This window comes from Streptomyces griseoruber, from assembly GCF_001514205.1.
In the GTDB taxonomy this organism is placed as follows: Bacteria; Actinomycetota; Actinomycetes; order Streptomycetales; family Streptomycetaceae; genus Streptomyces; species Streptomyces griseoruber.
Genome location: NZ_KQ948772.1, coordinates 159,024 through 171,128 on the forward strand (window position 1 = coordinate 159,024; position 12,105 = coordinate 171,128).

Genomic DNA, 12,105 nt, shown 5'->3' on the forward strand with positions numbered 1-12,105 from the left:
ATGGAGTCCGAGGAGTTCGCCCTGGTCCGTGAGCTGCTGCGGTCGTTCACGGCCCGGCACCGGATCGGCTCGGCCGACGAGGCCGGGCCCGCCGCCCGCTCGGCGGCGCAGCAGGCGCTCGACGGGCTGGGCCTCGCCGAGCTGCGCCGTACGGCGAAACCGGTCGCCACCGTCCAGGAGTGCGCGCTGCTCGCCGAGGAGCACGGCCGTCACCCCCTGACCACCTCCTTCCTCGGCAGGACCCTGCTGGCACCCGAGGCCGTACGGCTCCTCGGCGAGGCGGGCCGGGAGATCGACGGCACCCCCGCCCTCGCCCTCGCCCCCGACCTCGGCTTCCCCCGGCCGGACGCCGCCGCGCTCGTCGCCTGGGACTGCGAGGGCGCCGACAGCGCCCTGTGCGTGGACACCGAAGGCACGGTCCGCCGGGCCGAGCTGGGGCCGCCCGCCCCCACCGCCGACCTGCTGCGCACCGTGCGCGGCGCCCGGCCCGGCCCGGTCGTCGGCCGGCTCACCGCACCGGCCCTGAGGCACTGGCAGGCCTACGCCCTGGTGATCGTGACGAGCGAACTCGTCGGCGCGGCACGCGAGTTAGTCGCACTGAGCGTCGGCTATGCCCGCGAGCGCCGCCAGTACGGCCGTCCGATCGGCTCCTTCCAGGCGGTGCGGCATCTGCTGGCCGACGCGACGGTCCTGGTGGAGGCGTGCACGAGCGCCACCCGGTACGCCGCCTGGTGTCTGGACCACGAGCCGCCCGGCCGGGCGCTCACCGCGGCCCGGGTGGCGAAGGCGGAGGCCGGCTCCTCGGCGGTGGAGGCGGTGTACACGGGCATGCAGGTGTTCGGCGGGATCGCCCAGACCTGGGAGCACGTGGCCCATCTGTATCTGCGCAGGGTCCTGGTGGGCGCGACCGCGCTGGCGCCCCCGGGCGAGCTGCTGCCCACCCTGGCCGAACCCGAAGGGGCCACCCGATGACGGAGGATCCCCTCGACTTCGGCGATCCCGCCGACCTGGAGCGCCTGCGGACCGCGTTCCGCGCCTGGCTGGCGGAGCACCCGCTCCCCGAGCGCCTCCCGGACGAGCCGCTGCCGGTCTTCCTCCACCGCTGGCACCGCCTGCTGCACTCCGGCGGCTGGGTCGGCCTCGACGTCCCCGAGGTGTACGGCGGACGTGGCCTGACGTCCCTTCATCAGGTGGCCGTCAGCGACGAGTTGGGGGCTCGTGGCGCACCCGGTGTCCCCCGCGTCGGCTATCTCGCCCACGCCCTGCTGGAGTTCGCCTCCGAGGACCAGCGCCGCCGGCTGCTGCCGCGCATGCTCGCCGGTGACGACGTGTGGTGCCAGGGCTTCAGCGAGCCCGGCGCCGGCTCGGACCTCGCGGGGATGAGCACGTACGCCGCCCGTCACGACGACGGCCACTACACCGTGCGCGGGCAGAAGCTCTGGACGAGTTACGCGCAGTACTCCGACCGCTGCCTCCTGCTGGCCCGTACCGATCGCACGGCTCGCCCGCACGCCTCGGTCACCGCGTTCGCCCTGCCCCTCGACCGGCCCGGGGTGACCGTGCGCCCGCTGCGGGCGGCCAACGGCGACGACGAGTTCTGCGAGCTGTTCCTGGACGACGTACGGCTGGAGGAGTCCGAGCGGATCGGGGCCGAGGGGGACGGCTGGGCGCTGGCGATGACGACGGTGTCGTACGAACGCAACGCGCTGGACACCGGGCATCTGTCCAAGTACGGGCTGCTGGTGGAACGGCTGCGGCGGACCGCCCACGAGCGGCGCGGGGAGCTGCCGGACGGGCTGCTGTCGGAGATCGGACGCTGCGTCGTCGACTACGAGGTGCTGCTCGCGCACGCCCGCCGCCGGATCGCCGAACGGCTCGCCGGACAGCCCGCGGGGCCGGAGTCGTCCGTCGACAAGCTGTTGATGACGCGGGCCGAACAGCGCCTGTACGCGACGGCGTTGAAGGTGTTCCCGCAGGAGGTGCACGGGCCGGGCGGGGACGTCTTCGCCCAGTACCTCTACTCCCGGGCCGCGTCCGTGTACGGCGGCACCTCGCAGATCCAGCGGAACATCATCGCCCAGCGCGTGCTGCGCCTGACCGACGGAGCGGACCGATGAGCCAACTCAAGCGGTACGACGAGGAGTTCCGGAGCATTCCGCACGTCATCCGGTTGGCCGCCCGCCGGTTCGGCGACCGCCCGGCGCTCGTCGAGGGCGAACGGCGGCTGAGCTTCGCCGGACTGGAGGCGTTGATGCTGCGGTCCGTCCGGTCGGCCGTGGCGCTCGGCATCGAACCGGGCGACCGGGTGGGCCTGTGCGGACCGAACTCGGCGGAGTGGATCGTCGCCGCGCTCGGCATCCAGGGCGCGGGCGGGATCGTCGTCCCGCTCAACACCCGCTTCAAGGCCGGGGAGATCTCCTACATCCTGCGCACGTCCGGGGCGAAGGCGCTCTTCGCCGCCACCTCCTTCCTCGGCACCGACCACATCGCCGCGCTGAAGGAGGCCGACCCCGCGCTGCCGGCGACGGCGACGACGGTCGCGCTGCCCGGGCCGCGCGGTGCGGCCGGGCTGGGCTGGGAGGAGTTCCTCGCCCTCGGCGAGGCGTCGGACGTGTCCGCCGCGCACGCGGCGATCGACCGGCTCGGCCCCGGCGACGTCTCGGACGTGATGTTCACCTCCGGCACCACCGGCCACCCCAAGGGCGTGATCCTCACCCACGGCCAGTCGCTGCGCGCCTACGGCTGGATGTCGCAGGAGTACACCTTCCGGGCCTCGGACACCTTCCTGGTCGTCCCGCCGTTCTTCCACTGCTTCGGCTACAAGGCGGGCTGGCTCGCGTCCTTCCTGCACGGCGTGACCGTCGTCCCCCTGCCGGTCTTCGACGCCGGCCGGGCGCTGGAGATCATCGAGCGGGAGCGGGTGAGCATCCTCCTCGGCCCGCCCACGATCTTCCACGATCTCCTCGACCACCCCGACCGCGCCGGACGCGACCTCTCCTCCCTCCGGGTGTCCATGACCGGCGGCACGACGGTCCCGGAGTCCCTGATCCGGGCGATGAAGAAGGACCTGGGCTTCGACATCGTGCTGAGCGCGTACGGACTCACCGAGTCGACGGCCCTGGTGACCTCGACCCGCCCCGGCGACGGCGAGGAGACCGTCGCCCGCACCACCGGCCGCCCGATCCCGGGCGTCGAGGTACGGATCGCCGCCGGCGACGCCGGCCCGGACGGGGTCGGGGAGGTCCTGGTACGCGGCTACAACGTCACGCGCGGCTACTGGGACGACCCGGCCGCCACCGCCGAGGCCGTCGACCCGGACGGCTGGCTGCACACCGGGGACGTCGGGCGGCTCGACCCGGACGGCAATCTGTCGATCGTCGACCGGAAGAAGGAGATGTACATCGTCGGCGGCTTCAACGCCTACCCCGCCGAGATAGAGAAGCTCCTCCTCGGCTTCGGGCCCGTCGCCCAGGTCGCGGTCGTCGGCGTGCCCGACGAGCGGCTCGGGGAGGTCGGCTGTGCCTTCGTCGTCCCCCGGGCTGGCGCGGAGGTCACCGAGGCGGACGTGGTGGCCTGGGCCCGGGAGCACATGGCCAACTTCAAGGTGCCGCGCCAGGTGCGGTTCGTGGCGGCGCTGCCGCGCAACGCGAGCCAGAAGGTGCTCAAGCACGAGCTGCGCGAGCGGTTCGGGAGCCGCTGAGATGGGCCGGGAGGGCCCCCTCGCGGGGATCACGGTCGTGGCACTGGAACAGGCGGTGTCGGCCCCCATGTGCACCCGTACGCTGGGGGACTTCGGGGCCCGTGTCATCAAGGTGGAGAACCCCCGGGGCGGCGACTTCGCCCGGCACTACGACGAGGTGGTGGGCGGTCTCGCCGCGCACTTCGTGTGGGCCAACCGGGGCAAGGAGTCGGTGGCCCTGGACCTCAAGTCCCGTGCGGGGATGCGGGTTCTGCACCGGCTGCTGGACCGCGCCGACGCGCTCGTCTCCAACCTCGCCCCCGGCGCCCTGGCGAAACTCGGCCTGTGCGCCAAGGACCTGGCGGTGCGTCACCCGGACCTGATCGCCGTCGAGATCGACGGATACGGCCCCGGCGGCCCCCTCTCCCACAAGCGCGCCTACGACCTGCTGGTCCAGGCCGAGTCGGGGGCCTGCGCGGTCACCGGCCGGCCCGGACAGCCGGCGAAGCCCGGGCCGCCGGTGGCCGATGTGTGCAGCGGGCTGTACGCGGCGCTGTCGGCGACGGCGCTGCTGTACGCCAAGGGGCGGGGCCGGGCCGGGCCCGGGTCGGTGTCGGTGAGCCTCTTCGACACCATGGCCGAGCTGATGGGCTACCCCCTCACCCACACCCGGCACTCGGGCGTGGAGCAGCAGCCGCTCGGGATGAGTTCGCCGGCCGTGGCGCCGTACGGGGCCTATTCCACGGCCGACGGGCAGACCGTCGTGCTGGGGACGACCAACGACCGCGAGTGGGACCGGCTCGCCCGCGAGCTGCTGGGACGGCCCGACCTCGCGGACGACGACCGGTTCCGCGGCAACGCGGGGCGGGTGGCGCACCGGGCGGTCCTCGACGCCGAGATCACCGCCTGGTGCGCGCGCCACGACCTGGCGGACGTCCAGGACCGGGCGGACGCGGCGGGCATCGGCAACGCCCGCTACAACACACCGAGCGAGGTCCTCGCCCATCCGCAGCTCGCCGCCCGCGACCGCTGGCGGGAGATCGACACCCCGGCGGGGCCGGTGCCGGCGCTGCTGCCGCCGCCGGTGATCGACGGCTTCGATCCGCCGATGGGCGCGGTGCCGGCGCTCGGGCAGCACACCGACGCCGTGCTCGCCGAACTCGGGCTGTCCGAGGGGGAGATCGCCGGACTCCGGGAGCGGGGAGCGGTCGGATGAGCGTGAGCGTGCTGCCGATACACGACGCCGACGGGGTGCGCACCCTGACCCTCAACCGGCCGCACCGCAGGAACGCCCTCGACGCGGAGCTGTGGGAGGCACTGCGCACCGCCCTGGCCGCGGCGGGGCGCGACCGGAGCGTACGGGCGCTGGTGCTGACCGGGGCGGGCGGGGCGTTCTGTTCCGGGGCCGAGCTGCCCAGAGAGGTCGGCGCGGCCCATCCCCTGTACCGGATGCGGACGTTGACCGACGTGGCGCTGCTGCTGCACGAGCTGCCGGTGCCCACGGTCGCCAAGGTGACCGGGCCGGCCGTGGGCGCGGGCTGGAACCTGGCCCTCGGCTGCGATCTGGTGGTGGCGACCCCGGAGTCGACGTTCTCGCAGATCTTCGCGCGGCGCGGACTCTCCCTCGACCTGGGCGGCTCCTGGCTGCTGCCGAGGCTCGTCGGCCTCCAACAGGCCAAGCGGCTCGCCCTGTTGGCGGAGACGGTCGACGCGGCGCAGGCCCTCGCGCTCGGCCTGGTCACCTGGGTGGTGGACGCGGGTGAGGTGGACGCGTTCGTGGACGACGTCACCGCACGCCTGACGGCCGGGCCGCCGGTGGCGCTCGCCCAGACCAAGGCGCTGCTGAACGAGGGCGCCGATCGCAGCCTGCGGGACGCCCTCGCGAGCGAGGCGCGGGCGCAGTCGGTCAACTTCGCCTCCGCCGACGCCCCGGAGGCCTTCGCGGCCTTCGCGCACAAGCGCGCGCCGCGCTTCACGGGCCGCTGGGCGGTACCGGGACGAACGGAGGACGTGTGATGCGGGAAGCGGTGATCGTGGCGGCGGTGCGCACGCCCGTCGGCAGAAGGGGCGGGGGCCTGGCGGAGGTCCATCCGGCCGACCTGTCCGCCGCGGTGCTCGGCGCCCTGGTGGACCGGACCGGCCTCGACCCGGAGGCGGTCGACGATGTGATCTGGGGGTGTGTCTCCCAGATCGGCGACCAGTCGAGCAACATCGGCCGGTACGCGGTCCTCGCGGCGGGCTGGCCGGAGAGCGTGCCGGGGACCACGGTCAACCGGGCCTGCGGGTCGGGTCAGCAGGCCCTGGAGTTCGCGGTCCAGTCGGTGCTGTCGGGTCAGCACGAGCTGGTCGTGGCGGGCGGGGTGGAGGTGATGAGCCGGGTGCCGCTGGGCTCGGCCAGGGCGGGCGGGATGCCGTACGGGCCCCGGGTCCGCGCCCGCTACGAGGACTTCTCCTTCGATCAGGGGCTGTCCGCCGAACTCATCGCACGCAAGTGGGGGTTCACGCGGGAGAGGCTCGACGCGTTCGCGGCGCTGTCGCACGAGCGGGCGGCGGTCGCGCAGGACGCGGGCGCGTTCACCGGGGAGATCGTGCCGGTCGCGGGGGTCGAGGCCGACGAGGGGATCCGGCGGGGCAGCAGCGTGGAGACGCTGGCCCGGCTGAAGCCCTCCTTCCAGGAGGACGGGGTGATCCACGCGGGCAACGCCTCGCAGATCTCCGACGGCGCGGCCGCCCTGGTCGTCACCACCCCCGGCAGGGCACGGCAGTTGGGCCTTCGGCCACTCGTCCGGTACCGGGCGGGCGCGGTGGTGGGATCCGACCCGGTGCTGATGCTGACGGGGCCGGTCCCGGCGACCGGGAAGGTGCTGCGCAAGGCCGGGGTGGGGCTGTCCGAGGTCGGGGTGTTCGAGGTGAACGAGGCCTTCGCGTCGGTGCCGCTGGCCTGGCTCGCGGAGACCGGCGCCGACCCGGAGCGGCTGAATCCGCTCGGCGGGGCGATCGCCCTCGGGCATCCGCTGGGCGCCTCGGGGGCCGTCCTGATGACCCGCATGATCCACCACATGCGGGCGCACCGCCTGCGGTACGGCCTGCAGACCATGTGCGAGGGCGGCGGCACCGCCAACGCCACCCTCGTCGAACTCGCCTCCTGACGGGAGCCGTCCGTGCAGCGCACGCTCTTCACCGACGACCACGAGACGTTCCGCGCCCTGGTGCGGGACGTGGTGGCGAACGAGGTGGTCCCGCACTACGCCGCGTGGGAGAAGGCCGGCCGGCTCCCCCGCTCCTTCTTCGAACTCCTCGGCTCGCTCGGTCTGTTGGGCATGGCGGTCCCGGAGGAGTACGGCGGTGGCGGCCGGCCCGACTACCGCTACAACGTGGTCCTCCAGGAGGAGGCGGCCCGCGCCCTGGTCACCCTGGGCACGGTGCGCACCCAGCTCGACGTGGTGCTGCCCTACTTCCTCGCCTACGCCGACGCCGGGCAGCGGCGGCGCTGGTTCCCCGGGCTGGCCTCCGGGAAGCTGCTCACCGCCGTCGCGATGACCGAGCCCGGCACCGGCTCCGATCTCGCCGGGATCCGTACGACCGCCGTGCGGGACGGGGACGCGTACGTGCTGAACGGGGCGAAGACGTTCATCACCGGCGGGCTGCTCGCCGATCTGGTGATCGTGGTGGCGCGCACGGCGTCGGATCCCGGGAACCGGCGGGCCGGGCTGACGCTGCTGGTCGTGGAGGACGGCATGCCCGGCTTCACCCGGGGGCGGGTGCTCGACAAGCTGGGCATCAAGGTGCAGGACACCGTCGAGCTGGCCTTCGACGACGTCCGCGTACCGGTCGCCAACCGGCTCGGCGAGGAGGGCGCCGCCTTCTCCTACCTCGGCCACAACCTCCCCCAGGAACGGATGACGGTGGCCGTCGGCTCGGTGGCCCAGACACGCGCCGCGCTGGACACGACGGTCGCGTACGTCAAGGAGCGCGAGGTGTTCGGGCGGACCGTCGCCTCGTTCCAGCACACGAAGTTCGAACTCGCCGCCGTGTCAGCCGAGTTGGAGGCGGCGCAGAGTCTGCTCGACCGGGCGGTGCTGGAGCTGGTCGAGGGCCGGCTGTCCGGTGCGGACGCGGCGAAGGCCAAGCTGTTCTGCACCGAGGCGCAGGCGCGGGCCGTCGACCGCTGTCTTCAACTCTTCGGCGGATACGGCTATCTGCTGGAGTACCCGATCGCCCGGCTGTACGCGGACGCCCGGATCACCCGTATCTACGCCGGGACGAGCGAGGTCATGAAGGTCATCATCGCCAGGTCTTTGGGGTTGTGAGCCATGGAGGACTTCTCCGGCAGGGCGGGCGTGGCGTTCGTCGCGGGCGGCACCGGCGGCATCGGCGCGGCCGTGGTACGGGCCCTGGCCGCACGGGGCAGCGCGGTCGCGTTCACCTACCGGTCCGACCGGGAGGGGGCCCGGGCGCTGGCCGAGGAGGTGAAGTCGGCCGGGGTGCTGCGGGTCGACCTGACCGACGAGGAGGCGACGGCCCGGGCGGTGACCGGGACGGCACGGGCGTACGGCGGGATCCACACGCTGGTGTACGCCGCCGGCCCGCATGTGCCGATGCGGCATCTGAGCCGGGTGACGCCGGGCGAGTACCGGGCCCAGCTGGAGGCGGACGCGGTCGCGTTCTTCAACCTCGTCCATCCCGCGCTGCCCGTGCTCCGGGAGAGCCGGGGCAACGTCGTCGCGGTGACCACCGTCGCCACGCGCCGCTTCCCGGTGCGCGACGGGCTGTCCTCGGGCGTGAAGGGGGCCGTGGAGGCGGTGGCCCGGGCGCTGGCCGCCGAGGAGGGCCGCTACGGGGTCCGGGTGAACTGTGTCGCGCCCGGCATGCTCGACGACGGGATCGCGGCCCGGCTGATCGCGTCGGGCGAGCTGGACGAGGCCGCCCTCGCGGTCACCCGCCGCAACATCCCGCTGCGCCGCTTCGGTGCGGCGGCGGACATCGCGGAGGCGGTGTCCTTCCTCGCCTCGGACCGGGCCGGGTTCATCACGGGACAGGCGCTGGGGGTGGACGGGGGCTACAGCGTGTGAATCGGCCCGCCCCCGACATACGCGGCCCGGACGGTCTGCGCCGAGAGCACGTCGAGCGCCTCCCGCAGGGGGACATGGAGCAGGCACAGGTCGGCGGCCGAGCCGACGCTCAACCGGCGTGGCCTGGACGGGTGTTCGGGTGCTCCGAGGAAGAGGTCCAGGGCGGCCGAGGGGGTGATGCCTTCCCCGTCGTCACGCTCGACGGCGGCCCGCATCACCGCCCACGGGTCGTGGGTGCCGTACGGCGCGTCCGTGCCGGCGGCGACCGGGACGCCCGCCTCGGCCAGGGTGCGGCAGCGGTACAGGTGCGGGCGGTCGTCGGGGCGGACGTCGGTGGCGTAGGCGGCGGCGCGTTCCACGGGGAAGTGCGGCTGGGTCACCACGGTCACGCCGAGCCGGCGGATCCACCCGACGGTCTCCGCCGGGACGACGGCGGCGTGCTCGATCCGGTCGCCGGCGACCGGGCCCGCCTCCTCCAGGGCGAGCAGGGTCACCAGCAGCTGCACCCGGGTGACGCAGTGGACGGCGACCGGCCGGGGCCTCGACCGGGCGACGACAAAGGCCAGTTCGGCGGGGTCGGGGAGGGTCGGGTCGTCGAGCATCAGCTTCACCGGGCCCTCGGCGGACATCACGAGGACCCGCTGCGGAAGGACGGAGAGCAGCCGCGCCAGTCCCTCGCGGGGGTGGGGGTCGGCGTTGGTGAAACCGGTGACGCCCAGCCGGGCGGCCCGTCGGCCGACCGCCGCCAGGTCGAGCGGCACGGGCGGGACGAGGTCCCGCAGCCGCCGGTCCTCCCGCCAGAGGCGGCCGTCGCCGTCGAGGCCGGCGGCGCGCAGGGCGGCGCTGTTGAGGAACCACATCGCCCCGCTGCGGTGCTGGACCCGCACCGGCCGGTCGGGGACGAGCCCGTCCAGCACCCGGCGGTCCAGTTCCCCGGCGACGCTCTCGTGGTACCCGACGGCCCGCACCCACTCCCCCGGCGCGCCGGACCGCAGCGCCGCCCCGAGCCCCTCGCCCCCGCGCACCTCACCGGGTCCGACCCGCACCGATCCCGCCTCGGCGGCGAGCGCCGCCAGGTGCACATGGTGATCGTGCAGCCCGGGCAGCAGCGCGCCACCGCGCCCGTCGACGTCGGCCGCCCCGGGCAGCCCCGGCCCGATCTCGGCGATCCGGCCGCCCCGGACCCGTACGTCGACCGGTCCGCGCCCGGCCACCTCCACGTTCCGGATCAGCATGCCCGGGCGCCCGCGAGGCGGGCCGCGCACGCCGTCATCGACACGCACAGCAGTTCCCCGCCCCCGGCGGCCAGCGAGCGGGCCGTGGCCCGGGCGGCGAACAGGCCCGTGACCGGGTCGGCGAGGGCGTCGCCGAGGAAGACCGGCCGGCCGGTCCCGTCCCGGCCGGTGAGGCCCGCCGCCACGGCCGCGTCGTCACCGAAGGCGACCCGGTCGTCCGCACGGCCGTACCCGGTGATGCTCACCCAGACCCGGCCGGGCCGGGCGGCGAGAAAGCGTTCCGCGTGGATGCCGAGCCGGCGCAGCGCCCTCGGCCGGGACGCCTCGATCACGACGTCCGCCTCGGCGACGAGGTCGGCGAGGGCGGGGGTGGTGAAGTCGAGCACGCGGCTCTCGTGGCCCTCGTGCAGCAGCCGGTAGAAGCCGGGGGGCCCGGAGCGGGCGCCGTCGGGGCGGGTCGTGCTCTCCGCCTTCACCACGCTCGCTCCGGCGAGCCCCAGCAGCCGGGCGCAGAGCGGGCCGGCCCACAGGGCGGAGAGGTCGACGACCCGCAGGCCGGTGAGGGGTCGTGGCAGGCGTGGCCCGTGGCGGGTCGCCCGTACGGGGGGCCGGTCCGCGCCCGCCGAGGCGTGTGCCGCCGCCGGGATGCCCAACAGCTGGGCGTGGTGGGCGAGTTGTGCTGCCGTGACCCCTCGCGCCGCCGTGGGCAGATCGGTCCCGGGGGCCGCTGCGAGGAGGGCGAGCAGGGCGGGCAGGGCGGCCGTGTCGTCGGGGCGGGCCAGGTTGACGGCGGCCCAGCCGTCGGCGGTGGCGAGGAGCCGGCAGGAACCGCCCGCCGAGACCCGGCCGGGGAGGGCGGCGACCCCGGCGAGGCGGGCCCGGAGGAAGAGGGCCTCGGACAGGTCGACGGGGACGCCGGTCAGGGCGGTGAAGTCGTCGGTCGCCTCGGTGAGCGGCGCGAGGCAGGGCGACACGGACCGCGTCCAGGGCGGTGCGCCCGTCTCAAGAGTGGCGTTCTTCTCCATGCGAACACCCTTCTCCTCCGAGGTGACGCAAGATTACACTCGGGGGGCCATGGAGCCGCCCTTCCGACCGATCGACCTCGACCTCGACCGCGGCACCGGTCCGCCGACCCGGCCGGGCCACGCCGTGCTGGTGGGGGTGGCCGGCCGGCCCCGTCCGGTGGGCGAGGCGTTCGACGTCCTGCTGACGGCCGAACCCGACCCGCCCCGCCCCTGGGTGGGATGCGCCGACCCGGACGCCGTCGTCCGGCTCCTGCGCGAGCGGGTCACCCGGCAGCCGGCGGCGGCCGTCACCCTCGTACAGGTCCTGCGGACGGGAGCCGCGCTGCCCGCCCCCGACCGGCTGGTCCTCGAATCGCTCGCGTACTCCGCGTTGCAGGGCGGCGCGGGTTTCCGCGACTGGCTGGCCGCCGCCCCCGCGCGCAGCCCGCGCCCGGCCGCCGAGCCGGTGCGGCTGCACCGCGACGGCGGGTGTCTCACCGTCACCCTGGCCCGGCCCCGGGTGCGCAACGCCTTCGACGCCGCCACCCGCGACGCCCTGTGCGAGGCGCTGGAGGTGGCCGTCGCCGACCCCACGGTCACCCGTGTCGACCTGCGGGGCGAGGGTCCCGTGTTCTCCAGCGGGGGCGACCTCGCCGAGTTCGGTACGTCCCGGGATCCCGCCGCCGCCCACCTGGTCCGGGTCGGCCGCAGTCCCGCCGCCCTGTTGCAACGCTGCGCGGCGAAGGTGACCGCGCATCTGCACGGGGCCTGTGTGGGCGCGGGCATCGAACTGGCGGCGTTCGCGGGCCGGGTGCTGGCCGCCCCGGACACCACGGTGCGGCTGCCGGAGCTGGGCATGGGGCTGATTCCCGGCGCGGGCGGCACGGTGAGCCTCCCGCCCCGGATCGGCCGGCGGCGCACGGCGTATCTCGCCCTGACCGGAACCGCGTTGGGGGCGACGGAGGCGTTCACCTGGGGGCTGGTCGACGAGATCGGCGAGGAGCCCGCCGTCCACCCGTGACACGGGCGTTCGTCAAGACCCGCCCCGACCTTTCCCGGACACTCGGCACCGGACACACAGATTTTCCCCACACGTCATCCATGTCCACCCGAAG

The 12,105-nt window shown here is 74.8% G+C and carries 11 protein-coding genes; 9 read left to right on the forward strand and 2 right to left on the reverse strand.

Annotated elements, in window-relative coordinates; translation table 11 throughout:
* The 8 genes from AQJ64_RS24800 to AQJ64_RS24835 are packed head-to-tail and all read left to right on the forward strand — an operon-like array spanning position 1 to position 8,751.
* Complete coding sequence (locus AQJ64_RS24800; protein ID WP_059202988.1) at positions 1–972, forward strand: acyl-CoA dehydrogenase family protein; 972 nt, start codon at positions 1–3, stop codon at positions 970–972.
* Positions 969–2,117, forward strand: coding sequence for an acyl-CoA dehydrogenase family protein (locus tag AQJ64_RS24805; RefSeq protein WP_055637674.1), 1,149 nt, complete (start codon positions 969–971; stop codon positions 2,115–2,117). Before AQJ64_RS24800 ends, AQJ64_RS24805 begins: the two co-directional genes overlap by 4 nt.
* The gene (locus tag AQJ64_RS24810) at positions 2,114–3,700 is read left to right on the forward strand and encodes a FadD3 family acyl-CoA ligase (protein ID WP_055637675.1); all 1,587 of its coding nucleotides are present in this window, start codon (positions 2,114–2,116) and stop codon (positions 3,698–3,700) included. The genes AQJ64_RS24805 and AQJ64_RS24810 overlap by 4 nt, the downstream gene beginning before the upstream one ends.
* Before the next feature lies 1 nt (position 3,701).
* Positions 3,702–4,895 (forward strand): CaiB/BaiF CoA transferase family protein, encoded by a 1,194-nt coding sequence (locus AQJ64_RS24815; protein WP_055637676.1) that lies wholly within the window; start codon positions 3,702–3,704, stop codon positions 4,893–4,895.
* Complete coding sequence (locus tag AQJ64_RS24820) at positions 4,892–5,695, forward strand: enoyl-CoA hydratase/isomerase family protein (protein WP_059202989.1); 804 nt, start codon at positions 4,892–4,894, stop codon at positions 5,693–5,695. The genes AQJ64_RS24815 and AQJ64_RS24820 overlap by 4 nt, the downstream gene beginning before the upstream one ends.
* Positions 5,695–6,828: a thiolase family protein gene (locus AQJ64_RS24825; RefSeq protein WP_055639073.1), complete on the forward strand. Its 1,134-nt coding sequence runs from the start codon at positions 5,695–5,697 to the stop codon at positions 6,826–6,828. The genes AQJ64_RS24820 and AQJ64_RS24825 overlap by 1 nt, the downstream gene beginning before the upstream one ends.
* 12 nt (positions 6,829–6,840) lie before the next feature.
* Entirely contained in the window at positions 6,841–7,989 is a 1,149-nt protein-coding gene (locus tag AQJ64_RS24830; protein WP_055639072.1) for an acyl-CoA dehydrogenase family protein, read from the forward strand.
* 3 nt (positions 7,990–7,992) lie between these two features.
* Positions 7,993–8,751 carry an SDR family NAD(P)-dependent oxidoreductase gene (locus AQJ64_RS24835; protein WP_055639071.1) on the forward strand — a complete coding sequence of 253 codons (759 nt, stop codon included), beginning with the start codon at positions 7,993–7,995 and terminating at the stop codon, positions 8,749–8,751.
* On the opposite strand, the gene AQJ64_RS24840 is transcribed toward AQJ64_RS24835, so the two are convergent.
* Complete coding sequence (locus tag AQJ64_RS24840; RefSeq protein ID WP_059203018.1) at positions 8,739–9,986, reverse strand: amidohydrolase family protein; 1,248 nt, start codon at positions 9,984–9,986, stop codon at positions 8,739–8,741. The genes AQJ64_RS24835 and AQJ64_RS24840 overlap by 13 nt on opposite strands.
* The gene (locus AQJ64_RS24845) at positions 9,980–11,011 is read right to left on the reverse strand and encodes a CoA transferase (RefSeq protein WP_059202990.1); all 1,032 of its coding nucleotides are present in this window, start codon (positions 11,009–11,011) and stop codon (positions 9,980–9,982) included. The genes AQJ64_RS24840 and AQJ64_RS24845 overlap by 7 nt, the downstream gene beginning before the upstream one ends.
* Positions 11,012–11,060: 49 nt before the next feature.
* Between AQJ64_RS24845 and AQJ64_RS24850 the strand changes: the two genes are divergently transcribed.
* Positions 11,061–12,011 (forward strand): enoyl-CoA hydratase/isomerase family protein, encoded by a 951-nt coding sequence (locus AQJ64_RS24850; RefSeq protein ID WP_055637792.1) that lies wholly within the window; start codon positions 11,061–11,063, stop codon positions 12,009–12,011.
* Positions 12,012–12,105 lie beyond the last annotated feature (94 nt).